Raw genomic sequence first — 23579 nt, 5'->3', positions numbered from 1 at the left:
CCCGGCCCGTCACGCCGACCCCGACGGCCGACCCCACCGATCCGGTGCCGCCCGAGGATCCACCGGAGCCCACCGACCCGTCCCCGAGCACGACGGACGTCCCCCGGCCGACCGCCAGCGTCCGTCCGACCGTCGGACCCCGCCCCACGCCGGAGCGGAGCGCGAGCGGCGCTCCGTCGCCGACGGGCGGTGTCGCCCCGTCCGTGGCGGAACCCGTTGGCGGGCCCTCGGTCGAGCCGCGGCCGGTACGGTGACGATCAGGAGCGGCTGAGCCGTCCGGCCGGTCCGGGCCGGCGGGTGCACGTGGAGGAGACGGCGTGGGCGGCGGTGCGGAATCCCGTCGGCGTGCCGCGCCCCGACCCGGCCCGACGCTGCGGTTCGCCCGGCTCGTCACCGAGCTGTCGGCGCCGGCGGTGCTGGTCTCGCTGCTGACGCTCGCCGTCGGCTGGCACAGCACGGCGGGCGGGCTGGGCGGGCTCGGGTGGGGCCTGCTCGCCGTCCTCTTCGTCAGCGGCATCCCGTTCGCGTACATCGTCGGCGGGGTGCGTCGGGGACGCCTCACCGACCATCACGTCGGGCTGCGCGAGCAGCGTCGCGTACCGCTGCTCGTCGGCCTCTGCTCGGTCGTCGCGGGCCTCGCCCTGCTGGCGGCGCTCGGCGCGCCCAGGCCGGTGCTGGCGCTCGTCGTGGCGGGGGCCATCGGCCTCGTGGTGGCGGTGGCCGTGAGCCACTGGTGGAAGATGTCGATCCACTCGGCGGTGGCCGCCGGCACGGTGGTGATCCTGATCCTCACGTTCGGGGCCCCGCTCCTGGCCGCCGTGCCGCTGCTCGTCCTCGTGGGCTGGTCCCGGGTCCGGCTGCGGGACCACACCGTGCCGCAGGTGCTCGTCGGTGGCCTGGTGGGCGGGCTGGTGGCCGGCGCGGTGTTCGCGGCGCTCAACTGAGCCGCACCCACCGCATGAGCGGCGTCGTCGGAGATCGAGATGCCCGCCAACCTCATGGCCGATCGGCGGTGGGGCGGAGCATCGGCGGGTGCAGCAGCTCGGCGGGGCCGCGGCGGAACAGTTGCGCGGGCCGCCCCCGTTCGCCCTCGGTGGACCGCCCCACCGGCTCCACGAACCCCGGTGTGCCGGTCACCTTCCGGTGGAAGTTGCGCGGGTCGAGGCGGGTGCCCCAGACGGTCTCGTAGACGGTGCGCAGCTGCGCGACGGTGAACTCCGGCGGGCAGAACGCGGCGGCCAGCGAGGTGTACTCGAGCTTCGCGCGGGCCCGTTCCACGCCGTCGGCCAGGATCCGGTCGTGGTCGAAGGCGAGCTGGCCGGGCCGGAGCGCCGCGACCGGCAGCCACTCCGCCGAGGCGGCGTCGGTGCCCGCGACCGGGCGGTCGAGGTCGGGCAGGAGGGCCAGCCAGGCCACCGTGACCACCCGCCCGCGCGGGTCGCGGTCCGGCCGGCCGTACGTGCCGAGCTGTTCCAGGTGACCGGCCGGCTCGGCGAGGCCGGTCTCCTCGGTCAACTCGCGGACGGCCGCGGCGGGCAGGTCCTCGTCGACGTGGACGAAGCCGCCCGGCAGCGCCCACCGCCCCCGGTACGGCTCGACGCCGCGCCGGACCAGCAGCACGTTCAGCTCGTCGGACCGGACGGTCAGCACCACGAGGTCGACGGTCACCGCGAAGGGCGGGTACTCGGCCATCTGTTTATCACCACCTTGACGATAATCTAGCAGAGCGGTTATCGTCGGAGTGACGAGAAATGGAGGTGCGGCCATGGCCGACGTGACGAGAAGGGCCTTCCTGCGCCACCTGCGCGGGACGCCGACGAGCTGGGTCCGGTTGCAGGTGGGCGACCGGGTCCGCCGGGAGGGGACCGGCCTGTCGTTCTGGTACCGGCCCCTGCGGGCGGTGCTCAGCGAGGTGCCGGTCGACGACCGGGAGCTGCCGCTGCTCTTCCACGCCCGCACGGAGGACTTCGCCGACATCACCGTCCAGGCGACGGTGACCTACCGGGTGGCCGACCCCGCGCTGGCCGCCCGCCGACTCGACTTCTCCATCGACCCGCGGACCGGCCGGGCCCGTTCCCGCCCGCTCGACCAGGTCGCCACCCTCCTCGCCGAGCTGGCCCAGCAGCCCGCCCTCGACCTGCTCGCCCGGATGCCGCTGGCCGAGGCGCTCGCCGCCATCGCGCCGGTGCGGGAGGCGGTCGCGGCGACCCTGGCAGCCGAGCCGAGGCTCGCCGACGTCGGCGTCGCGGTGGTCAGCGCCCGGGTGGTCGCCATCCGGCCCGAACCCGAACTCGAACGCGCCCTGCAGACCCCGACGCGGGAGGCGGTGCAGGTCGAGGCCGACCGGGCCACGTACGCCCGCCGGGCGCAGGCCGTCGAGCAGGAACGGTCGATCGCCGAGAACGAGCTGCAGAACAAGATCGAGCTGGCCCGGCGCGAGCAGCAGCTCGTCGAACAGCACGGCGCGAACTCGCGGCGCAAGGTTGAACTGGACGCCGCCGCCGAGCTGGCCGCCGCCCAGGGCAAGGCGGAGCGGGAGAAGGTCGCCACCGCCGCGGCCGCCGACCGCGCCCGGGTGCTGGCGGGCGTCGAGGCGGACAAGGAACGGACGCTCGCCGCCGCCCGGGCCGAGGGCGTACGGGCGGTCGGGCACGCCGAGGCCGAGGCGGAGGCGGCCAAGCTCGCCGCGTACGCCGAGCTGCCGCCGGCGGTCCTCCAGACCCTCGCCGTCCGCGAGCTGGCCGGGCAGTTGCCGCAGATCGGGCAGCTCACCGTCACGCCCGACCTGCTCACCGACCTGCTGGCCCGACTGACTCCGGCGCGATGAGGGATGCGCGTGGCGATCGGGCCGGGTCCGGGGTTCCGGCGCTCACCGGCGGGAGGGGGCCGGTGAGCGCCGGGCCGGGGCCGGCGAGCGGCGCCGGGCCGGTGAACGGTGCGGGGTCGGCGAGTAGCGCGGTTGTGGGCCGTGCGGGGCCGGTGGGTGCTGGCGGCGGCACCCTCGCCCCGCGGGTGGTCGTGGTGAGCCGGCGCAGCGAACTCGACGAACTGGTGGCCCGGCACGGCACCCGGGCGGCGGCCGACTGGTACCTGCGGGAACGGGGCCGCACGCTGGCCGAGGTGGTCGAGCGGCACGACGCGCTCCAGGCGGCGCTCACGGCGGTCGGCGCGGCCGTACCCGCCGACTGGCGGCGTGGGGCGGTCGACCGGTCGGACCTGCCGCGGTTCCTCTTCGGCCCCGAGGACGTGGTGGTCGCCGTCGGCCAGGACGGGCTGGTGGCCAACGTCGCCAAGTACCTCGCGGGGCAGCCGGTGATCGGCGTGGACCCGGAGCCCGGGCGCAACGCCGGCGTCCTGGTGCGGCACCGGGCCGCCGCGCTGGCCGCACTGCTGCCGGCGGTCGCGGCCGGTGCGGCGCCGACGCGGGCCCGGACGATGGTCCGGGCCGCGCTCGACGACGGCCAGGAGCTGGTCGGCCTCAACGAGGTGTACGTGGGGCACGCCTCCCACCAGTCCGCGCGCTACCTCCTGTCGGTCGGGGAGCCCGGGCGGATCCGGCGGGAGCGGCACTCCTCCTCCGGGGTGGTGGTCGGCAGCGGTACGGGGGCGACCGGCTGGTGTGCGTCCATCGCGCGGGACCGTCCGGGTGCGCCGCGTCCGCCCGCCCCGGAGGAGGCCGCGCTCTGCTGGTTCGTACGGGAGGCGTGGCCGTCCCCGGTCACCGGGGTGGCGCTCACGACCGGCCGCCTCGACGGCGGCGAGCGCCTGGAGCTGGTGGCCGAGTCCGACGGTCTGGTGGTCTTCGCCGACGGCCTCGAGGCCGACCGGCTGACCCTGGACTGGGGACAGCGGCTCACCGTCTCGGTGGCCTCCCGCCGCCTGAACCTCGTCGAGCCCTGACGGCCCGCCACCCTCCCCGCCGCCCTCCCGGCACCCTCCCGCCGCCTGAACCTCGTCGAGCCCTGACGGCCCGCCACCCTCCCCGTTGATCATGAGGTTGGCGGGGGAATCGGAGATCGAACTCCCCGCCAACCTCATGATCGTCGGACGGAGGAGGGGGCGCGCGGGGGCGGGCCCGGCGGGTGGGGCTCAGTCGGGGCGGGTGGGGGTCAGTCGGGGTCGGTCAGGCGGTGGCGGTTGGCCTCGATCCAGGCGTGCAGGGCGGCCGGGTCGTCCAGGTCCACCCCGTCGGCGATCAGCTCGGCCACTGCCGCGGTGGCCGGGCTGCGCCGCTCCCCGGTGCTGTACAGGCGGGCGAACTCCGGCACCATCTCCTCGATCGCCGCGTCGGTCTGCGCCACGGCGATCGCCGGGAGCCCCCGCTGCCGGGCGGCGTACCGGGCCCAGGCCCGCAGCACCCGCGGCAGCATGGCGGCGTCGTCCATGTCCAGCACGGCCCGCCGGTGCACCCAGTCCAGCAGGAACAGGCCGGCGACGGCCGGGCTCCACCGCAGCGGGTCGGCGTCCGGGAAGCTCGCCGCGTGGTCCAGCAGCAGGCCGAGGCAGAAGTGTAGCGAGGCCAGCTCCGCGTCGTCGACGGTGTCCAGCCCGGCCCGCGCGGCCTCGGGCGAGGCGAGGAAACGCCGGACCAGCCGGGTCCGCTCGTCCGCCGAGAGCGGCTCGGCGACCGGCGGTGCGGTGGCCGGCGCGGCGGGCAGCACGGCGAGCCGCGCGCCGGCGAGCGCCCGGTCCGTGGCGAGCGCGCCCTCGCCGGGCAGTTCGCCGAGGTCGTCGGTGACCGCGAGGTGGCGGGCCACCTCGCCGCGGATCCGGGCCGGGTCCTCCTCCCGGAACCAGGTCAGCTCGTCGGCCGCGCACATCTGCCGCACCTGGTCGAGGATCCGTTCGGCCGGCCCGCCGACGAAGATGTCCTTCGTGATGCCGATGTTGTGGTCGATCAGCGCCACCATCGCGTGCTCCGGGCCGCCCGCGTCGTCGTCGTACGCGAACGTGGCGACGTAGGAGGTCTGGTCGCCGTACACGTCGCCGTACGCCCAGCTGCCGGTCAGGTGCACCCGCCCGAGCTGGCCGGACCAGGCCGGCGCCTGGCTGCCGGGCCGGACCCGCGCGGCGCCCTCGGCGTCGGGCACGAGGGTGGCGAACACGGAGCGGATGGTGGTCGCGGCGGCGGTGCGCCGGCGGGACGTGGCCGCGAGGAAACCGCCGACGAACTCGCGGACGGCGGCGCTGCGATCGGTCTCCGCGATCGCGTACACGCTGCCCAGCAGCGCGGCGCCGAGCATCTCGGCGTCCAGGGCGCAGTCCAGCCGCGTCACGTCGCGGGCGGCGTGCAGCACCGCGTCGTACGGGGTCCGGGGAGGAGCCATGTGCCGACCCTACGCCGGACGCGGCGTACCGGCAGCCGTAGCGACCCCGCGGGGTCAGCGGCGGGACGCGTCGCGCAGGGCGTCCCGCGCCTCGGCGTACCGGGCGAGGACGCCCCGCACCGGGGCGAGCACGTACTCGTCGCCCACCGCCGCCACGGCCGTGACGAGCCGCTGCTCGGCCCGGCGGCGGGCCCGTACGGCCGCCCAGCGGACCAGGGGCCGGGTCAGCGCCGCGAGCAGCAGGCCGGCGAGCAGTCCACCGAGCAGCAGCACGGTGGGCAGCGGCACCACGCCCACGGTCGGGTTCTCCAGCGCGGGCAGGCCGAGCGCCCGGACCACGTAGCCGAGCACCAGCCAGCCGAGCCCGACCACCGCGGCGAGGGTCACCAGCCACTGCCCGGTGCCGACGAACCGCCACCAGAGCGGCCGGCGGTCCAGGCCGAGATCCGTGCCGGCCACCGCCCGGTCGAGCGCGTCGGGCAGGTCGCCGAGGCGGGACCGCGCCGCGTCGGTGACCGCCGTGGGCCAGGCCCCCGGCAGGTCCGCGGCGGCGTGCTCGGCCACCGACCGGATGGCCAGCCCGAGCGCGGAACGCTGGGCGGCCGTCGGGTCGGGCACCGAGGTCGCGGCCACGAGGCTCTCCGCCGGGTCGGTGCCCCCGCCGGCCGTGCCGGGCAGGTGGAGCCGGCGCAGCGGGTCGGGGCGCAGCCGCCGCCAGCCGCGCACCAGGGGCCAGCCCGTGCTCGCCGCGGCCCGGTGGCGGTACGCCTGCCGCACCGCCTCCGTGACGGCCGGCACACCGGCCGCTCCCGCGAGGGCGCGGGTCAACGTATCGGTCGTCGCGGCGTCCGGGCCGGCGGCCGGGCGGTCGGTGCCGACCAGTTCGCCCAGGTCCGCCACCACGGTGTCCACGTCGCCGGCGAGCCGGCGCAGCGCCGCCTGGCGCTCGGCGACGGTCCGTTCGAGCGTCGCGCGCAGGTCGGCGATGCCGGCCGGTTCCGTGGCGGTCGTCGCGATCAGGGGTACGCCGTCCAGCCCGTCCGCGTCGAGCAGCCGCCGCAGGTCGGCCAGCACCTTGGGCAGCTCGGCCGGGGGGAGCCGGTCGGCCTGGTTGAGCACGACCAGCGTGACGTCGCGGTGGCGGTGGAACTCGCGCAGGTAGCTGTCGTGGATCACGCGGTCCGCGTACTTCTGCGGGTCGACCACCCAGACCACCAGGTCGACCAGCCCGAGCAGGCGGTCCACCTCCAGCCGGTGGGACCACTGCACCGAGTCGAAGTCGGGCAGGTCCAGCAGGACCAGGCCGCGCAGCGCGGCCTCGTCGTCGCCGTCGAGCGCGCTCTCCCGCACGAACCGGTGCCGCGGCAGGACGCCGACCCAGTCGAGCAGCCCGGCCGCGCCCTCCGGCGGGCCCCAGACGCACGCGTGGGCGACGCCCGTGGTGGGCCGGCGCACCCCGACCGGGGACAGCTCCAGCCGGGCCAGCGCGTTGAACAGGCTCGACTTGCCGCTGCCGGTGGCGCCGGCGAGCGCCACCACGGTGTGGTCGCGGGAGAGGGCCAGCCGGGCGCCGGCCCGCTCGACCACGGTGTGCGCGGGGACCAGCCGGGCGTCCGGCAGGTGCCCGTCCGCGGCCGCGAGGAAGCGGCGTACGGCGTCCAGGCGGGCGAGCAGGACGTCCGGGTCGACGCGCTGGTCGCCGCGGAACGCCTCGCGCATCCGGCCGACCACGTTGCTCACGCCGGCACCCCGTTCCACTCGGCGTCACCACGAGGCGGCACGGCGCCGTGCCCCACGATCCGCGCGCTGCGCTCGCTCATGTGGCCGATCCTCCGCCGGTCAGGCGGGACCGGCGCCGGGCGGTCTCCACGCGGCCGGCGGCCGTGCGCAGGGCCTCCGCGGTCTCCGGCCCGGGCCGGGCCGCCGCGCTGAGGGCCAGGTAGCGGCCGGCCTCGTCGTCCAGCAGGGACCGCACCCGCTCCAGCAGGTCCGCACGGGCTCGGGTGGCGAGCGTACGCACGGCCTGGTCACCGAAGATCGCCTGGAGCACGGCCTGCGCGGCCACGGTGGTGCCCGCCCCGGTGGCCACCTCGAGCCCGGTCGGGATGAACGCCGTCGACGCGAAGACGGCGATCATGACGGCGAGGCCGGTGGCGTTCACCGCGTACGCCGCGGTGCGGGCCACGAAGCGCTTGTCGCCGCCCTCCTTCCGGACCAGGTCGAGCACCCCGCGCTGCCAGTCGCGGACCAGCCGCTCGGCCCGTGCGGGCAGGTCGGCGCCCGGGTGGGCGAGGTCCGGTTCGAGCAGCGCGGCGCCGGCCGGATGGGCCTTCCACCCGGTGTACGCCTGCTCGGCCGCCTCCGCGGCCACCCCGCGCAGCAGCGTTACGAGCTGGGACTCGATGGCGGTGCGCAGTTCGGCGGCGGGCGCCGGACGGCCGGTGAACGCGGCCACCACCCGGTCGCGGAGCCGGCCGATGCGGGCCTCCAGGGTGCGGAAGAACTCGCCGGTGCCGACGAACTCCTGCCAGCGGGCGAGCACCTCGCCGCGGAGCAGGCGGCCGTCGCTCAGCCCCTGCTCGACCGTGCGGTGCGCCGACCGGTACGCGGCCCGCACCCGCTCGTCGAGGGCGTCGGCCGCGGTGAGCTGCTCCTCGGCCGCGTCGGCGAGGCCCTCGACGGCGGGGTGCAGGGCCGCGAGCGCACCGTCCAGCGTCTGCCGGACCACGGCGGCCCGGGCGCCGGCGTCGGCGGCGAGCCGGGCGAACCAGTCGGCCATGGGTGCGGTGACCCGTTCGGGCAGCAGGCCCTGCCCGTCGACCCACGTCTCCGGCAGCACGAAGAGCGGTGCCTGGCCGAGCCCCTGCTCGGCGAGCATCTCGGACAGGTGAGCGGTGATCTCGTCGGTCGCCTCGGGCGGTACCCGGTCGAGGACCATGGCGATCACCGTGCCGCGGGCCCGGGCGCTGCGCAGCAGCTCCCAGGGGACGGCGTCGGCGTAGCGGGCGGCGGTGGTCACGAAGAGCCAGAGGTCGGCGGCGGCGAGCAGTTGGCCGGCGAGCGCCCGGTTGGCGTCGACCACCGAGTCGATGTCGGGCGCGTCGAGGAACGCGAGCCCGGGCGGGAGCGCCGGGGCGGCGACGAGCTGGAGGGTGCGCGGGTCCTCGCTCGGCTCGTTGGTGCGGGTGAGGCCGGGCAGCAGCTCGCCCTGGCGGAACCAGGACGAGTCGGCCGGGCTGCAGACCAGCACCGGCGAGCGGGTCGTGGGGCGGAGCACCCCGGCGGCGCTCACCCGGGCCTTGACCAGGCTGTTGACGAGGGTCGACTTGCCGGCCCCCGTGGAGCCGCCGACCACGACCAGCAGGGGCGCGTCGAGCCGGGCGAGCCGGGGCAGCAGGTAGTCGTCGAGCTGGGCGGTCAGGCCGTCGGCGGCGCGGCGGGCCGCCTCGGCCGACGGCAGGGCCAGGGGAAACAGGGCCGCCCCGATCGCGGCCCGCAGGGCGGTCAGGGCGCCGGGGAGGCTCTCGTCCCCGGCGGTGGCGGGCGGGTCCTCCGCGTCCGGCGGGCCGGTGCGGGCGGCGACGTCGGGCGCGCCGGGCTGGGTGGCGGGGTCCCCGTGCGTCGTCACCGCTAAAGCGTGCCCGACCGGCGCAAGGGAATACAACCGATCGGTAGCATCGGGAGTTGCGTCGAGTCGGCTCAACCTCGACTTGACGATCTACCGGGGCGTGGCACTATTGAGTCAAGTCCACTCAACTTGTGGTGGGTGCGCTGCGGGCGGTGCCCGTCACCTGCTCAAACCCAACGAAGCGAGGAAGCGAAGATGGCACGTGCGGTCGGTATCGACCTCGGCACGACGAACTCCTGCGTCAGCGTTCTCGAGGGCGGTGAGCCCACCGTCATCGCCAACGCCGAAGGCTCGCGGACGACGCCGTCGATCGTCGCGTTCGCCCGCAACGGCGAGGTGCTCGTCGGCGAGGTCGCCAAGCGGCAGGCGGTGACGAACCCGGACCGGACGATCCGGTCGGTCAAGCGGGAGATCGGCACCAACTGGACCGTGGACATCGACGGCAAGAAGTACACGCCGCAGGAGATCTCGGCCCGTACGCTCATGAAGCTCAAGCGGGACGCCGAGGCGTACCTGGGCGAGCAGATCACCGACGCGGTGATCACCGTTCCGGCCTACTTCAACGACGGCCAGCGGCAGGCCACCAAGGAGGCCGGTGAGATCGCCGGCTTCAACGTGCTGCGGATCGTCAACGAGCCGACCGCGGCCGCCCTGGCGTACGGGCTGGACAAGGGCTCCAAGGAGCAGACCGTCCTGGTCTTCGACCTCGGTGGTGGCACCTTCGACGTCTCCCTGCTCGAGCTGGCCGAGGGCGTCATCGAGGTCAAGTCGACCAGCGGTGACAACAACCTCGGTGGTGACGACTGGGACCAGCGCATCATCGACCACCTGGTGAAGACCTTCCGCGGCGAGCACGGCATCGACCTCTCGCAGGACAAGATGGCCATGCAGCGGCTCAAGGAGGCCGCCGAGAAGGCCAAGATCGAGCTGTCGGCCGCCACCACCACCAACATCAACCTGCCGTACATCACGGCGGGGTCCGCGGGCCCGCTGCACCTGGACGTCACGCTGAGCCGTGCCGAGTTCCAGCGGATGACCCAGGACCTGCTGGACCGCTGCAAGGGCCCGTTCGAGCAGGCCGTGAAGGACGCCGGGATCAAGATCTCGGACATCGACCACGTGATCCTCGTCGGTGGCTCGACCCGTATGCCGGCCGTCACCGACCTGGTGAAGCAGCTGACCGGCAAGGAGCCCAACAAGGGCGTGAACCCGGACGAGGTCGTGGCCGTCGGCGCCGCCCTCCAGGCCGGCGTCCTCAAGGGCGAGGTCAAGGACGTCCTGCTGCTCGACGTGACCCCGCTGAGCCTGGGCATCGAGACCAAGGGCGGCATCTTCACCAAGCTGATCGAGCGCAACACCACCATCCCGACCAAGCGCTCCGAGGTCTTCACCACGGCGGACGACAACCAGCCGTCGGTGCTGATCCAGGTCTTCCAGGGTGAGCGCGAGATCGCGGCCTACAACAAGAAGCTCGGCACCTTCGAGCTGACCGGCCTGCCGCCGGCGCCCCGCGGCGTGCCGCAGATCGAGGTCACCTTCGACATCGACGCGAACGGCATCGTGAACGTCCACGCGAAGGACCTCGGCACCGGCAAGGAGCAGAAGATGACCATCACCGGCGGCTCCTCGCTGCCGAAGGACGACATCGAGCGGATGCGCCGCGACGCCGAGGAACACGCGGAGGAGGACAAGCGCCGCCGCGAGGAGGCCGAGACCCGCAACCTGGCCGAGGCGCTCCAGTGGCAGACGGAGAAGTTCCTCGCCGAGAGCGGCGACAAGCTGCCCGCGGAGAACCGCGACCAGCTCAACGAGGCGCTCGGCGAGCTGCGCAGCGCGCTCGGCGGCCAGGACATCGAGAAGATCAAGTCCGCGCACGAGCGGCTGGCGCAGGTCTCCCAGCAGGCCGGTTCGCTGCTGTACTCGCAGCAGCAGGCCGAGCAGGGCCAGCAGGCGGGCGGCCAGGCCGGCCAGGCCGGCCCGGGCGCCGGGGCGACCGGCGGGCAGACCGGTGGCGGCGACGACGTCGTCGACGCGGAGATCGTGGACGAGGACAAGAAGTGACCTTCCGCCCCGACACGCGCACGGCGAAGGGATGAGGTAGCCGCATGACGGAGAAGGAGAAGCCACGAGCTGCCGGCCCGGAGGACACCGGGTCGACGCCGGGTGGCTCCGCGCCCGCCGAGCCGGCCACCGGTGACGCGCCGCGGGTGGTCATCCGCAACAACCGCAAGATCAGCCAGCCGGCCGAGCCGGAGGGCACGGCCGCCGACGCCGGGACGGACGCCCCAGCCGAGGGGCTGGTCGAGGACGCCGAGGTCGTGGTCGACGAGATCGAGGTGGAGGCCGGCACGGTCGACGGGGCGACGCCCGCCGGCCCGCCGGTGGTCGACGCGCCCGCCGAGCCGGTGGACGCGGCGACCAGCTCCACGCTCGGCGCCGAGTTGGAGGCGCTCCGGGCCGACCTCGACGAGCGCACCCGCGACCTGCAACGGGTGACGGCCGAGTACGCCAACTACCGCAAGCGGGTGGAGCGTGACCGCGCCGCGGTGGCCGAGCAGGCGACCGGCACGGTGCTGGCCGCACTGCTGCCGATCCTCGACGACCTGGACCGGGCCCGGGAACACGGCGACCTGGTCGGGCCGTTCGGATCGGTGGCGGAGCAGCTCATCGCGGCGCTCGGGAAGTTCGGGCTGACGCCGTTCGGCGAGCAGGGCGACCCGTTCGACCCGACCCGGCACGAGGCGGTGGCCCACCAGACCTCGGCCGACGTGACCGAGCCGACCTGCGTGCAGATCATGCGCCGGGGCTACCAGCTCGGTGAGCGGCTCCTGCGGCCGGCGCTGGTCGCGGTAGCGGACCCGGAGTAGTGCCGGGACGACGTGACCGGATCGCCCCGCCCGCCGGACGGTGGGCGGGGCGACCCGGGCAGGACGGTCGGAAGGGGGTGGACCGGTGAGTTCGAAGGACTGGATCGAGAAGGACTTCTACGCCGTGCTCGGCGTGGACAAGGCCGCCTCCGCGGACGAGATCAAGAAGGCGTACCGCAAGCTGGCCCGGGAGTCCCACCCGGACCACAACCCGGGTGACCCGAAGGCCGAGGAGCGGTTCAAGGCCGTCTCCGAGGCGTACAACGTGCTGTCGGACCCCGGCCGCCGCCGGGAGTACGACGAGATGCGCTCCCTGTTCGGGTCGGGAGCGTTCCGACGCAACGCCCGGGGCGGGGGCCAGCCGGGTGGGATGCCGTTCGACGTGTCGGACCTGTTCGGAGGCGCGACGGCCGCGGGAGAGCGACGCTTCGGCGGCGGCGGCTTCTCGGACCTGTTCAGCTCGATCTTCTCCGGCGGGCCCGCCGGCCCGGCCACTCCGCGTGGTCCGGCGCGGGGCCGCGACATCGAGACCGAGGTGGCGCTCGACTTCGGGGACGCGGTCCGGGGCGTGACCCTGCCGCTGACCCTGCGCGCGCCGGGTGTCTGCGACACCTGCCACGGCAGCGGGGCGAAGCCGGGCACCCAGCCGCGCGCCTGCCCGGTCTGCCACGGCGCCGGGGTGACGACCCGCAACCAGGGCTCGTTCAGCTTCTCCGAGCCGTGCCGCAACTGCCAGGGCGTCGGCACGGTGGTCGAGGAGAAGTGCCCGGAGTGCCAGGGCACCGGCGGTGTGACCAAGACACGTACGCTCAACGTCCGCTTCCCCGCCGGCGTGGCCGACGGCCAGCGGATCCGGTTGGCGGGGCGGGGCGAGCCGGGCGAGCGGGGCGGTCCGGCGGGCGACCTCTACGTGCACGTGAAGGTCCGGCCCGACGAGATCTTCGGGCGCAGCGGCGACGACCTGACGCTCACCGTGCCGGTCACCTTCGCGGAGGCCGTGCTCGGCACGGATCTGCGGGTGCCCACGCTCGACGGCGCCGTGACGCTGCGGGTGCCCCCGGGTACGCCGAGCGGACGGGTGCTGCGCGCGCGGGGCAAGGGCGTGGTCCGCCGGGACGGGCGGGCGGGCGACCTGCTGGTCACACTGGACGTGGTGGTACCCGCGCGGCTGTCGGACGAGGCACGGGCGGCGCTCGAGGCGTTCGCCGAGCACACGCCGCCGGCGGCCCGGGAACATCTCGACGCGCGGGTGCGTCGAGCCAGTTGAGGCTGTGGATGGACGCGGAGGTGAGCGGGATGTCGGACGGGTTCGCCGCTTCGCCGGATGACCCTGCCTACGAGGCGAAGGTCCTGATGATCTCGGTGGCGGCGCGGATGGCGGGCATGCACCCGCAGACCCTGCGCCAGTACGACCGGCTCGGCCTGGTGCAGGCCGGGCGGGCGGCCGGCGGCGGCCGCCGGTACAGCGTCCGGGACGTGGTGCTGCTGCGTGAGGTGCAGCGACTCAGCCAGGACGACGGCATCAACCTCGCCGGCGTGAAGCGGATCATCGGCCTGGAGCGCCTGCTCGAGGAGGCCCAGCAGCGGGTGGCCCGGCTGGAGGCGGAGCTGGACGCCGCGTACCGCCGGATCGCCGAGCTGGAGGCGCTGGCCCGCTTCTCCGGTCGCGACCTGGTTCCCACCAACCGCACCTCGACGGCCCTCGTGGTCTGGCGCCCGCGTCGCGGGCCCGACCGCTGACCACACTTCTCCGGCCCCTCGACGGCCCGGCCCGCTCACCGGTTCACCGGCGCGGGCCGGGCCGTTCTGGTTAGCCTGCAGGTGGGTCCTTTCCGCACAATCCGGACCTACCGGCATGGCAGGGGGAGCGATGACGGAGGCGGCGAAGCAGGTGGCCCAGCAGGCGGAGGACCGACTGGACAAGGTCACCGAGATGGTGCGGAAGCGGTTCGGGGACATCACGAGGGCGCACTTCGCCGACGTGGTGAAGTCGGGACGCTTCGCGGACGAGGGGGCCGCCGGCAACGGACCGGGCCGGCAGGAACGACGGGCCGGGTAGGAACGACGGGGCCGGCAGGAACAGGGTGGAGATCCGACCGGGGAGGCAGGGCGGCCCGACCTGAGGTCGGGCGCGACGGACGGCCCGGGAGCCACGGGGGGTCCCGGCCCGTTCGTCGTTCCCGGGAACGCCACGACCGGGCCTGCGCCCGCGCCGGTTCAGCCGAGCCGGCGGTTCTCCCGGACCAGGCCGCCCTCGCACCAGTCCCGGTAGACGAAGAGTTCGGGCCGGGCCAGCAGCACCCGGCTGTTGTGCGCCCAGGTGCGCATCAACTCGTCGCCGTTCTTCTCGGCCTGCTCCACGAGCTTGCGGAAGCGGCGCTTGGGGTGTGCGCGGAAGTTCGTCCGGATCCCGTCGGCCGCGTAGATGTAGAGACAGTGCAGCGCGAACCGGCGGGCCGGGCACGACTGGTCCATGGCCAGGTCGAAGAGGGTGCTCACCAGCCGGTCACCGGCGACGAGCAGGTCCCAGTCCGGCGGCATGGAGGTCAGCGGCACCGAGTCGGGGTGGTAGGCCCACGCGCGCAACTCCGCCGGAGACGGGTCGACGGGATTGGCGAAGCCGTGGAACGTCGACTCCTGCACGCTCACCGGCCAACCTTCCGATCGCGCCCGCAGTTGACACGGCCACCTGCGGACCTGGCTGCTGGGGCGACACGGTAACGCGGTACCGGTAAGTAGCGGTAGACCCTCCAGGGAGCAATTCGCCGACCGTTGGCCGAGCCGGGCCGACCGTACGGCCGACCCGGCTGGCTCGGGGCGAGCGGCGTCAGTCGGGGACGGGGACCGGCTCCCGCCGCTGGACGTTCGCGCGGCGGTGCAGCCACCGCTTGAACCACGGGAAGTCGGGCAGCCGGGCCAACAGCGGCCCCGTCACGACGGTGATGAGGACGTACGCCGTGGCGAGCGCGGCCAGTCGCGGCTCGACGCTGCCGGCCGCCACCGCGAGCCCGGCGATGACGATCGAGAACTCACCGCGGGGGACCAGCGCGAGGCCGGCGCGCCAGCGACCGGGCTCCGCGATGCCGACCCGCCGGGCGGCCAGGTACCCGGTGAGCGTCTTGGTCGCCATGGTGACGATCGCCAGCCCGAGCGCGGGCAGCAGCACCGGCGGGATCTCCCGCGGATCCGTCGTCAGCCCGAAGAAGACGAAGAAGACCGCGGCGAAGAGATCCCGCAGGGGCGTGAGCAGCTCCGTCGCGTGGTGGGCCACCGGTCCGGAGAGCGCGATGCCGACGAGGAACGCGCCGACGGCCGCCGAGACCTGGAGTTCGGCCGCGACGCCGGCCACCAGCAGCGTCATGCCGAGCACCCCGAGCAGCAGCGCCTCGGGGTCCTTCGCGGACATGAACGTCGAGATGGCGCTGCTGAAGCGGACGGCGACGAAGAGCACCAGCAGCACGGTGCCGACCGCGATGGCGAGCGTCAGGCCGCCGCCCAGCAGGCCGGTGCCGGCGAGCACGGCGGTGACGAGCGGCAGGTAGAGCGCCATGGCTAGGTCCTCGATCACCAGGACCGAGAGGATGACCGGTGTCTCGCGGTTACCGAGCCGGCCCAGGTCGCCGAGGACCTTGGCGATCACACCGGAGGAGGAGACCCAGGTGATGCCGGCGAGCACCAGCGCGGCCACCCAGTCCCAACCGAGCAGCAGCGCGAACGCGGCCCCCGGCAGCGCGTTGAGCAGGCCGTCGATCAGCCCGGCCGGCGCCGCGGAACGGAGGTTGCCGACCAGCTCACTGGCCGAGTACTCCAGGCCGAGCATCACGAGCAGCAGGATCACGCCGATCTCGGCGCCGACGGCGAAGAACTCCTCGCTGGCGCTGAGCGGGAGCAGGCCGCCGTGCCCGAACGCCAGGCCGGCGAGCAGGTAGAGGGGGATCGGCGAGAGGCCGATACGGCGGCTCAACCGGCCGAGCAGGCCCAGCAGGAAGAGCAGCGCGCCAACTTCTATGAGCAGTGTTGTGGTCTCGTGCATACGCGCCTCAGCCGTCCGGGTCACTGTCGGCGAGGATGGCGGTCACTCCGTCGAGACCCTGGCGGGTCCCGACGACGACCACCACGTCACCGGCGGCGAAGCGGAAGGCCGGGTCCGGCGAGACGATCACCTCGCCCTGGCGGAGCACCGCCACGATCGAGGCGCCGGTCCGCGTACGGGCCTTGGTGTCGCCGAGCTTCCGATTGACGTACGGGGAACCGGCCGGGATGGCGATCTGCTCGGTGAGCAGCCCGGCGGCCTGTTCGCGCAGCCCGGAGAGTTGACCGAGCATCAGTGACGCGCCGAGGATGTCGGCGAGGGCCTCCGCCTCGTCGTCGGTCAGCGGAACGTCAGCCTGGCACGAATCAGGATCGTCTGGGTCATAGAGGACAAGGTCACGACGACCGTTGCGGTGGGTGACCACGCCCAGCCGGCGTCCCGACTCCGTCACGAGGTCGTGACGGACGCCGATCCCCGGCAGCGCGGTCTGTTCGACACGTACTCGCACCCGACAAGGCTACCGCTCAGCGATTTCCGCAGATCCTAGTGGCGGAACGCCCCTCCGGAGGGCGCATCCCGCACATTCCATCTCCTGCTAGTGACCGGAGTCACATCGCCAGGGTTGAGCGGAATAGGCTCAACTCTGGTTGTGTCCTTCCTAGTGGACACGCCGATCCGGGGGAGCCATGAACACGGAACGTCTCACCACGAAGAGCCGCGAAACCATCACCGGTGCCGTCGCGCTGGCGAACCAGCGCGGCCACGCGACCGTGGAACCCTGGCACCTGCTGCTCGCACTGCTGGACACCGAGGGCTCGACCGCCGCGGGCCTGCTGCGCGCCGTCGGGGCCGACGCCGCCGAGCTGCGCCGCGTCGCCCAGCGCTCCATCGACGCCCTGCCCGCCGCGCGCGGCTCCAGCATCGCCGAGCCGACCCTCGCCCGCGAGTTCGTCAACGCCATCGGCGCCGCGGAGCAGATCGCCCGGCCGCTCGGCGACGAGTACACGTCCACCGAGCACCTGCTGGCCGGCCTGGCGCGGGTGGGTGGCGCGGTCTCCGTCGCCCTGAGGAACGCCGGCGCCACCGAGGAGAACCTGGTCGCCGCGTTCCCGACCGTACGCGGCGGCGACCGGCGGGTCACCACCGCCGATCCGGAGCAGACCTACCAGGCCCTCGCCAAGTACGGCGTCGACCTCACGGCGAGCGCCCGTGAGGGCAGGATCGACCCGGTGATCGGCCGGGACTCGGAGATCCGCCGGGTCATCCAGGTGCTGTCGCGGCGTACGAAGAACAACCCGGTCCTCATCGGCGAGCCGGGCGTGGGCAAGACCGCGATCGTCGAGGGTCTCGCCCAGCGGATCGTCGCCGGTGACGTGCCGGAGTCGCTGCGGGACAAGAAGCTCGTCTCGCTCGACCTGGGCGCGATGGTCGCCGGCGCGTCGTACCGCGGCCAGTTCGAGGAGCGCCTCAAGTCCGTGCTCGAGGAGATCAAGAACTCCGACGGGCAGGTCATCACGTTCCTCGACGAGCTGCACACCGTGGTCGGCGCGGGCAAGGGCGAGGGCTCGATGGACGCCGGCAACATGCTCAAGCCGATGCTGGCCCGCGGTGAGCTGCGCATGGTCGGTGCGACCACGCTCGACGAGTACCGCGAGCACATCGAGAAGGACCCGGCCCTGGAGCGGCGCTTCCAGCCGGTGCTGGTCGGCGAGCCGACCATCGAGGACACCATCGGCATCCTGCGCGGGCTCAAGGAGCGCTACGAGGTGCACCACGGCGTACGCATCACGGACGCCGCCCTGGTCGCCGCCGCCACCCTCTCCGACCGCTACATCACCGACCGGTTCCTGCCCGACAAGGCGATCGACCTGGTCGACGAGTCCGCGTCCCGTCTCCGGATGGAGATCGACTCCCGCCCCGTGGAGGTGGACGAGATCGAGCGGGCGGTGCGCCGGCTGGAGATCGAGGAGATGGCGCTGGCCAAGGAGCCGGACGACGCCTCCGCCGAGCGGCTGGAACGGCTGCGCCGCGAGCTGGCCGACAAGCGCGAGCAGCTCACCGCGCTCTCCGACCGCTGGAAGCTGGAGAAGGACCACATCACCAAGCTGTCCACCGCCAAGGAGGAGCTGGAGCGGCTCAGCGGCGAGGCCGAGCGGGCCGAGCGTGACGGCGAGCTGGAACGCGCCGCCGAGCTGCGGTACGGGCGGATCCCCGCCCTCAAGGCCGAGCTGAAGCGCGCCGAGGAGGAGCTGGCGCGGCTGCAGGCCGACGGCGCGATGCTCAAGGAGGAGGTCGGCGCCGACGACATCGCCGCGGTGGTCGCCTCCTGGACGGGCATCCCGGCCGGGCGGCTCCTGGAGGGTGAGACGGCGAAGCTGCTGCGGATGGAGGAGTCGCTCGCCGCGCGGGTGGTCGGTCAGGCCGAGGCCGTGGCGGCGGTCTCCGACGCCGTACGCCGTGCGCGCGCCGGCGTCGCCGACCCGGACCGGCCCACCGGCAGCTTCCTGTTCCTCGGCCCGACGGGTGTCGGCAAGACGGAGCTGGCCAAGGCGCTCGCCGAGTTCCTCTTCGACGACGAGCGCGCCATGGTCCGCATCGACATGAGCGAGTACGGCGAGAAGCACTCCGTGGCCCGGCTGGTCGGTGCCCCGCCCGGCTACGTCGGCTACGAGGAGGGCGGTCAGCTCACCGAGGCGGTGCGTCGCCGGCCGTACTCGGTGATCCTGCTGGACGAGGTGGAGAAGGCCCACCCGGACGTCTTCGACATCCTGCTCCAGGTGCTCGACGACGGCCGGCTCACCGACGGCCAGGGCCGCACGGTGGACTTCCGCAACACGATCCTGATCCTCACCTCGAACCTCGGGTCGTCGGTGATCAGCGACCTGACGCTCGCCGAGGAGCAGCGCCGCGAGGGCGTTCTCGCCGTGGTCCGATCGCACTTCAAGCCGGAGTTCCTCAACCGGCTCGACGACGTGGTGGTCTTCGCGGCGCTCCGCGGCGACGACCTGCGGGCCATCGTGGACATCCAGCTCAACCGGATGCGGCGCCGGCTCGCCGACCGGCGGCTCGACCTGGAGATCACCGACGCGGCCCGGAGCTGGCTGGCCGAGCACGGGTACGACCCGATCTACGGGGCCCGCCCGCTGCGGCGGCTCGTGCAGTCGGCCATCGGCGACCAGCTCGCCAAGGCCCTGCTGGCCGGACAGGTCCGCGACGGCCAGACGGTCAAGGTCGACCTGGCGCCGAGCCGGGACACCCTGTCGGTGACCCCGGCCTGACCCGCCCGTCCTGGGGGTCGGCGGCGTGTGCCGCCGACCCCCGTCACGTCCGGGAAGGGATGGGACGGGGCGGCGCGGGGAATGATGAGGACATGGTCGGCAGCGGAGCGCGTGACCGGGAGTTGACGGACGCCGTCGAGGAACTGGCGCGGGCGGACACGCTCGCCTTCGGCGGGGTGGGGTTCGCCGGCACGGTGCTGCCGGTGACCGAGGCGTACCGGCGGGTCGAGGCCGCGCTGGCCGCGCACCCCGACGAGGTACGCGGCCACGTCGACCGGCTGCTCGACCGCGGGTCGCCCGCGGGGCGGGCGTACGCGGCGACGCTCCTGGAACAGGTCGACCCGGGCGCCGCCCGGGCGGCCTGGACGGCGCTGCGCGACGACCCGGCCGAGTTCACGACGTTCACCGGCTGCGTGATGGGCCGCTCCTCACTCCGCGAGTACGCGGCGGACCGCCTCGCCGCGGCGTGATCCGGCAGCCCGGTGCGTCCGACGGTGGGCACGCGTGCCCACCGGTCCGTGACCGGGCGCTCACTTCGACCATCGGCCCGTACGCCCGGGTGCGCGGGGTTGTTAGCGTTCGCGCCGACGTGCCGGGGGAGGGTGGTCGGTGAACGGATGGGTCGCGTACCTGGTGGTGGGCTGCCTGGTCGTGGTTGCGGCGGTGGCCCTCGCCGTGGCGGCCGCGCACCGGTCCCGGGCCCGGCGGCGAGCGGCCGCCAGGGACGTCCCGCGCGCTGACCCGCGCCGGATCCGTCCCGGCGACGTCGTGGAGATCCGCCAGGTGTCCTATTCGGTCCGCGGCACGATCCGCCTCGTCGAGGTGGGGTGGAGCTGGATCGAGCACCTGATCGAGGACGCGGACGGCGTCCGGCGCCGGCTCTCGATCGAGGAGGACCGGAAGCTGGAGCTCGTGCTCTGGGACGCGGAGCCCGCGGCGGCGCTCACCCCGGGCGCCCCCACCATCGAGTTCGCCGGCCGGCGGTACGACTGGATGGAGTCCGGGCAGGCCCGGTACACGACCAGCGGCAGCACCGGTCTCGATCCGAGCGGCACCATGCGCTACCACGACTACCAGGCGCCGGGTGGCGCCCGGCTCACCTTCGAGGCGTACGGGGAGGCGGGCTGGGAGGTGGCCCGGGGCGAACTGCTGCACCTCGGCGAGATCCTGGTCCATCCGTCGACGGCCCGGGGTTAGCGGGCCGCCTTCCGCGTCCGGCCGCCCGGCCCGCGGCGTCGCGGCGTGCCCGGCTGGTCGTATGCCGATACGGTGTGGGCGCGATCTAGGGAAGGAGCATCGTGGTCGATCCACCCAGCACCCCGGCCCGGTCCCGGCCGGGTGTGGTGACGATTTCCAGCTACCTGCTGATACTCTTCGCCGTCCTCCAGGTGATCGGGCTGATCATCACGCTGGCGACGATCGGCAAGATCCGCGACGCGCTGCAGGACGCGTACGCCGACACCTCGGGGGAGACCGCCGACGCGATCGGCACCGTCACCTACGCCATCGGCATCGGTGCGGCCGTCTTCTCGCTGCTCCTCGCGGCGGCGCTGGTCGTGCTCGCGCTGCTCAACAACCGCGGCAAGAACGGTTCCCGGATCACGACCTGGGTCCTCGGCGGCATCATGATCTGCTGCTCGGGCGGCAACCTGGTCAGCGGCGCCGCGGGCGGCTTCACCGGCGGCGCCGGTGGCACGAGTGGTGACGCGCCGAGCCCGGACGAGATCCAGCGCCGGCTCGACGCGGCGCTGCCCGGCTGGTTCACCCCGGTCAACACGCTGCTCGGGGTGATCGGCGTGCTCGCGCTGCTCGCCGCGCTGATCCTGCTCGCGCTGCCGAAGGCGAACGAGTTCTTCCGGAAGCCGCAGCCGGTCTGGGAGCCGCCGGTCCCCGGTGGCGCCTACCCGGGCCAGCCGTCGACGCCCGGCTACCCGCAGACGTCCGGCGAGCCCGCCTACCCGCCGACCCCCGGCTACCCGCCGACCCCCGGCTACCCGCCGGCCCCGGGCTACCCGACGCCTGGTCAGCCCGGTCAGCCGGGTCAGCCGCCGGCACCCGGCCAGCCCGGTGACCAGCCACCGCCGTCGGACCGGCCCGGCCCGACGCCGCCGCCCATGAGCTGAGCCGCGGAGAGCCACATCGACGGGTCCCTCCGATAGGTTGCAGTCGACGCCTATCGGAGGGACCCGTCGTGTCGTACCCGCAGCCGGTGCCGGCCCGCCGCCCCGCCACGGTCACGCTGGCGACGACGGTGCTGCTGCTGATGGCGGTCCTCGCGCTCGCGTACGTCGTGGTGGGCCTGCTGGTCGTCGGCGGGACCGTCGACCGCTTCCGGTCGGCGGCGAGCGGGTCCTCGGCGACCACCGACGACATCGACGGTGTGGTGGCGTTGCTGCGCACCTCCGCCGTGCTGGCAGCGGTGATCAACGTGTTGGCCGCCGTCCTCCTCGCCGTCCTCGCCCTCGGCGTGGCCGGCGGTCGCCCCGGTGCGCGCGTGGCCACCTGGGTCGTCTGCGGCCTCGGCCTGCTCTGCGGCTGCTGCGGCCTGACGGTGCTGGTCGTCCAGCGGTCCACCCCGCTGCGGCTGGGCGCCGACGACCAGGCCACGGCCGAGCTGCTCAACCTGGTCGGCGACGCCTACCCGCCGTGGTGGATCCCGTTGAGCGCGGGGCTTTCCGTCGGCCAGGCACTCGGTTACCTTGTGGTAGCCGTGCTGCTGGCGCTGCCGGCGGCGAACGTGTGGTTCCGCCGGCGCCCGCCCGCGCCGTCCGTGCCGCCCGGCTTCCCGCCGTCCGTGCCGCCCGGTTTCCCGCCGGCACCGCCCGGGTTCCCACCCGCCCCGCACCAGCCCCCGCCCCCGTACCCGCCCCGGTGAGGATCGTCCCGTGACCCCCGATTCCACGCCCCACGAGCAGCGGGCCCTGGTGACCGGCGCGACCGCCGGCATCGGTGCGGCGTTCGCGCGCCGGCTCGCCGCCGACGGTTGGCACCTGGTGCTCGTCGCCCGGAACGCCGCCCGCCTCGCCGAGACGGCCGGCGAGCTGGCGGAGCGGCACGGCCACGAGGTCGAGACCATCTCGGCCGACCTGTCCACCGACGACGGTTGCGCGCTCGTGGAGGAGCGGCTGTCCTCCGGCAGCCCGGTCGACCTGCTGGTCAACAACGCCGGGATCAGCCTCAACAAGCCCTTCCTGCGCTCCTCCGCCGGGGACGAGACCCGGCTGCTCCGGCTCAACGTGCACGCGGTGATGCGCCTGACCCTCGCGGCGCTGCGACCCATGACCGAGCGGCGGCGCGGCGCAGTGATAAATGTCTCTTCGGTCGCCGGTTTCGGCGCGGTGATGCCCGGATCGACGTACTCGGCCAGCAAGGCGTGGGTCACGAACTTCAGCGAGTCGGTGGGCCAGTCCGCGCGGCCGTTCGGCGTACGGGTGATGGCCCTCTGCCCCGGCTACACGCGTACGGAGTTCCACGACCGGGCCGGCATCAACATGTCCAAGACGCCCGGCTGGATGTGGCTACGAGCCGACGACGTGGTCGACGACGCCCTGCGTGACCTGCGGAAAGGCAAGCTCGTCAGCGTTCCCGCGTGGCGGTACAAGTTGGCCGTGGCCGGTCTGCGCCACGCGCCGCGGCGACTCCTGCACGCGGTCGCCCGGGACACCCGCGGTCGCATCGGCCGCGACGAGGCCTGACCCTGGCGGGCTCCGTCGGCGCGCCCGCCGGCGGCCCGGCCGTGGCGATCGGGTCGGGATTGATCGCGCAGAGTAGTTGAACATCGCCATCCATCGGTCGCTCGCGCGGTGGATCCCGATGGACCCGGCACGCGGCTCCCAGACTCGCGCAGTACCCTCTATCGCCATGGGGGACCACGACGACCTGCGTAAATTCATCACCGATCTGGCCGTGGTCCATGGCCGGGTGGTGCTCTCCTCCGGCATCGAGGCGGACTGGTACGTCGATCTGCGTCGCGTCACGCTCCATCACCAGGCTGCGCCGTTGGTCGGTCGGGTGATGCTCGACCTCACGGCCGACTGGGAGTACGACGCGGTCGGCGGCCTGACCCTCGGTGCCGACCCGATCGCGTTCTCGATGCTGCACGCCGCCGCCCCGACCGACCGGCCCCGGGACGCCTTCGTGGTGCGCAAGGCCGGGAAGGCGCACGGGATGCAGCGACGGATCGAGGGGCCGGACGTGGCCGGCCGGAGGGTGCTGGCGGTGGAGGACACGTCGACGACGGGGTCGAGCGTGTTGACCGCGGTGGAGGCGTTGCGCGAGGCCGGGGCCGAGGTCATCGGCGTTGCGGTTATTGTTGATCGAGGAGCCGGCGACGCGGTGCGAGCCGCCGGATTGCCGTATCGGGCGGCCTATACGTTGGCTGACCTCGGCCTTGTGGCGTAAAAGTCTGCCGATTCGGATCTGCTGATATGCAGGCGGATCGATGCT

The 23579-nt window shown here is 74.0% G+C and carries 22 protein-coding genes; 15 read left to right on the top strand and 7 right to left on the bottom strand.

Annotated elements, in window-relative coordinates:
- The first annotated feature begins 317 nt into the window (after positions 1–317).
- Positions 318–944 (top strand): phosphatase PAP2 family protein, encoded by a 627-nt coding sequence (locus tag D7I43_RS10295; RefSeq protein ID WP_120328205.1) that lies wholly within the window; start codon positions 318–320, stop codon positions 942–944.
- Between the two features lie 52 nt (positions 945–996).
- Here the strand turns inward: D7I43_RS10295 and D7I43_RS10290 are convergent, their stop codons facing one another.
- Positions 997–1692: an NUDIX hydrolase gene (locus D7I43_RS10290; RefSeq protein WP_120328204.1), complete on the bottom strand. Its 696-nt coding sequence runs from the start codon at positions 1690–1692 to the stop codon at positions 997–999.
- A gap of 73 nt (positions 1693–1765) precedes the next feature.
- Here D7I43_RS10290 and D7I43_RS10285 point away from each other — a divergent pair, with 73 nt between their 5' ends.
- A complete protein-coding gene (locus tag D7I43_RS10285; RefSeq protein WP_120328203.1) occupies positions 1766–2827 on the top strand; it encodes an SPFH domain-containing protein in 1062 nt (353 codons plus the stop codon).
- Positions 2828–2961: 134 nt separating this feature from the next.
- Complete coding sequence (locus D7I43_RS10280; RefSeq protein WP_240032889.1) at positions 2962–3900, top strand: hypothetical protein; 939 nt, start codon at positions 2962–2964, stop codon at positions 3898–3900.
- A gap of 209 nt (positions 3901–4109) precedes the next feature.
- Here D7I43_RS10280 and D7I43_RS10275 read toward each other — a convergent pair whose 3' ends face one another.
- The 3 genes from D7I43_RS10275 to D7I43_RS10265 all read right to left on the bottom strand — a co-directional run bounded on the left by D7I43_RS10275 (position 4110) and on the right by D7I43_RS10265 (position 8955).
- Positions 4110–5327: a hypothetical protein gene (locus tag D7I43_RS10275; RefSeq protein ID WP_120328201.1), complete on the bottom strand. Its 1218-nt coding sequence runs from the start codon at positions 5325–5327 to the stop codon at positions 4110–4112.
- Positions 5328–5381: 54 nt separating this feature from the next.
- On the bottom strand, positions 5382–7046 hold the full coding sequence (locus D7I43_RS10270; protein ID WP_120328376.1) for a GTPase: 1665 nt from the start codon (positions 7044–7046) through the stop codon (positions 5382–5384).
- A 97-nt stretch (positions 7047–7143) separates the two neighbouring features.
- Positions 7144–8955: an ABC transporter gene (locus D7I43_RS10265; RefSeq protein WP_120328200.1), complete on the bottom strand. Its 1812-nt coding sequence runs from the start codon at positions 8953–8955 to the stop codon at positions 7144–7146.
- Between the two features lie 195 nt (positions 8956–9150).
- Between D7I43_RS10265 and dnaK the strand changes: the two genes are divergently transcribed.
- The 5 genes from dnaK to D7I43_RS10240 all read left to right on the top strand — a co-directional run bounded on the left by dnaK (position 9151) and on the right by D7I43_RS10240 (position 13881).
- Positions 9151–11016 carry a molecular chaperone DnaK gene (gene dnaK / locus D7I43_RS10260; protein WP_120328199.1) on the top strand — a complete coding sequence of 622 codons (1866 nt, stop codon included), beginning with the start codon at positions 9151–9153 and terminating at the stop codon, positions 11014–11016.
- A gap of 44 nt (positions 11017–11060) precedes the next feature.
- Positions 11061–11822 carry a nucleotide exchange factor GrpE gene (grpE, locus tag D7I43_RS10255; protein WP_120328198.1) on the top strand — a complete coding sequence of 254 codons (762 nt, stop codon included), beginning with the start codon at positions 11061–11063 and terminating at the stop codon, positions 11820–11822.
- An 85-nt stretch (positions 11823–11907) separates the two neighbouring features.
- Entirely contained in the window at positions 11908–13089 is a 1182-nt protein-coding gene (dnaJ, locus tag D7I43_RS10250) for a molecular chaperone DnaJ (protein ID WP_120328197.1), read from the top strand.
- Between the two features lie 29 nt (positions 13090–13118).
- On the top strand, positions 13119–13562 hold the full coding sequence (locus D7I43_RS10245) for a heat shock protein transcriptional repressor HspR (protein WP_120328375.1): 444 nt from the start codon (positions 13119–13121) through the stop codon (positions 13560–13562).
- Between the two features lie 130 nt (positions 13563–13692).
- Positions 13693–13881, top strand: coding sequence for a hypothetical protein (locus D7I43_RS10240; protein WP_120328196.1), 189 nt, complete (start codon positions 13693–13695; stop codon positions 13879–13881).
- A 158-nt stretch (positions 13882–14039) separates the two neighbouring features.
- On the opposite strand, the gene D7I43_RS10235 is transcribed toward D7I43_RS10240, so the two are convergent.
- The 3 genes from D7I43_RS10235 to D7I43_RS10225 form a co-directional block, all read right to left on the bottom strand.
- Positions 14040–14471 carry a hypothetical protein gene (locus D7I43_RS10235; protein ID WP_120328195.1) on the bottom strand — a complete coding sequence of 144 codons (432 nt, stop codon included), beginning with the start codon at positions 14469–14471 and terminating at the stop codon, positions 14040–14042.
- A 178-nt stretch (positions 14472–14649) separates the two neighbouring features.
- Positions 14650–15855 (bottom strand): cation:proton antiporter, encoded by a 1206-nt coding sequence (locus D7I43_RS10230; RefSeq protein ID WP_120328194.1) that lies wholly within the window; start codon positions 15853–15855, stop codon positions 14650–14652.
- A 7-nt stretch (positions 15856–15862) separates the two neighbouring features.
- A complete protein-coding gene (locus tag D7I43_RS10225) occupies positions 15863–16363 on the bottom strand; it encodes a cation:proton antiporter regulatory subunit (protein ID WP_120328193.1) in 501 nt (166 codons plus the stop codon).
- 178 nt (positions 16364–16541) lie between these two features.
- On the opposite strand from D7I43_RS10225, the gene clpB reads away from it, so the two are divergent.
- The 7 genes from clpB to pyrE all read left to right on the top strand — a co-directional run bounded on the left by clpB (position 16542) and on the right by pyrE (position 23534).
- The gene (gene clpB, locus D7I43_RS10220; RefSeq protein ID WP_120328192.1) at positions 16542–19133 is read left to right on the top strand and encodes an ATP-dependent chaperone ClpB; all 2592 of its coding nucleotides are present in this window, start codon (positions 16542–16544) and stop codon (positions 19131–19133) included.
- A gap of 92 nt (positions 19134–19225) precedes the next feature.
- Positions 19226–19603 carry a hypothetical protein gene (locus tag D7I43_RS10215; protein ID WP_120328191.1) on the top strand — a complete coding sequence of 126 codons (378 nt, stop codon included), beginning with the start codon at positions 19226–19228 and terminating at the stop codon, positions 19601–19603.
- Positions 19604–19742: 139 nt separating this feature from the next.
- Positions 19743–20330 (top strand): DUF4178 domain-containing protein, encoded by a 588-nt coding sequence (locus D7I43_RS10210; protein WP_120328190.1) that lies wholly within the window; start codon positions 19743–19745, stop codon positions 20328–20330.
- Between the two features lie 101 nt (positions 20331–20431).
- A complete protein-coding gene (locus tag D7I43_RS10205; RefSeq protein WP_120328189.1) occupies positions 20432–21256 on the top strand; it encodes a hypothetical protein in 825 nt (274 codons plus the stop codon).
- 68 nt (positions 21257–21324) lie between these two features.
- Positions 21325–22008 carry a hypothetical protein gene (locus tag D7I43_RS10200; RefSeq protein ID WP_120328188.1) on the top strand — a complete coding sequence of 228 codons (684 nt, stop codon included), beginning with the start codon at positions 21325–21327 and terminating at the stop codon, positions 22006–22008.
- A 10-nt stretch (positions 22009–22018) separates the two neighbouring features.
- Complete coding sequence (locus D7I43_RS10195) at positions 22019–22828, top strand: SDR family NAD(P)-dependent oxidoreductase (protein ID WP_120328187.1); 810 nt, start codon at positions 22019–22021, stop codon at positions 22826–22828.
- A 166-nt stretch (positions 22829–22994) separates the two neighbouring features.
- On the top strand, positions 22995–23534 hold the full coding sequence (pyrE, locus tag D7I43_RS10190; protein WP_120328374.1) for an orotate phosphoribosyltransferase: 540 nt from the start codon (positions 22995–22997) through the stop codon (positions 23532–23534).
- Positions 23535–23579 lie beyond the last annotated feature (45 nt).

This window comes from Micromonospora globbae (assembly GCF_003610785.1).
GTDB classification, from domain to species: domain Bacteria; phylum Actinomycetota; class Actinomycetes; order Mycobacteriales; family Micromonosporaceae; genus Micromonospora; species Micromonospora globbae.
Note: the sequence above shows the minus strand (reverse complement) of the source record. Positions and strands in the feature narration are given on the sequence as shown.

Coding starts and splice junctions, on each gene's coding strand:
- D7I43_RS10290 (WP_120328204.1), bottom strand. CDS start 1,692: ATGGCCGAGTACCCGCCCTTCGCGGTGACCGTCGACCTCGTGGTGCTG.
- D7I43_RS10285 (WP_120328203.1), top strand. CDS start 1,766: ATGGCCGACGTGACGAGAAGGGCCTTCCTGCGCCACCTGCGCGGGACG.
- D7I43_RS10275 (WP_120328201.1), bottom strand. CDS start 5,327: ATGGCTCCTCCCCGGACCCCGTACGACGCGGTGCTGCACGCCGCCCGC.
- D7I43_RS10270 (WP_120328376.1), bottom strand. CDS start 7,046: ATGCGCGAGGCGTTCCGCGGCGACCAGCGCGTCGACCCGGACGTCCTG.
- dnaK (WP_120328199.1), top strand. CDS start 9,151: ATGGCACGTGCGGTCGGTATCGACCTCGGCACGACGAACTCCTGCGTC.
- grpE (WP_120328198.1), top strand. CDS start 11,061: ATGACGGAGAAGGAGAAGCCACGAGCTGCCGGCCCGGAGGACACCGGG.
- D7I43_RS10245 (WP_120328375.1), top strand. CDS start 13,119: ATGTCGGACGGGTTCGCCGCTTCGCCGGATGACCCTGCCTACGAGGCG.
- D7I43_RS10240 (WP_120328196.1), top strand. CDS start 13,693: ATGACGGAGGCGGCGAAGCAGGTGGCCCAGCAGGCGGAGGACCGACTG.
- D7I43_RS10230 (WP_120328194.1), bottom strand. CDS start 15,855: ATGCACGAGACCACAACACTGCTCATAGAAGTTGGCGCGCTGCTCTTC.
- clpB (WP_120328192.1), top strand. CDS start 16,542: ATGAACACGGAACGTCTCACCACGAAGAGCCGCGAAACCATCACCGGT.
- D7I43_RS10215 (WP_120328191.1), top strand. CDS start 19,226: ATGGTCGGCAGCGGAGCGCGTGACCGGGAGTTGACGGACGCCGTCGAG.
- pyrE (WP_120328374.1), top strand. CDS start 22,995: ATGGGGGACCACGACGACCTGCGTAAATTCATCACCGATCTGGCCGTG.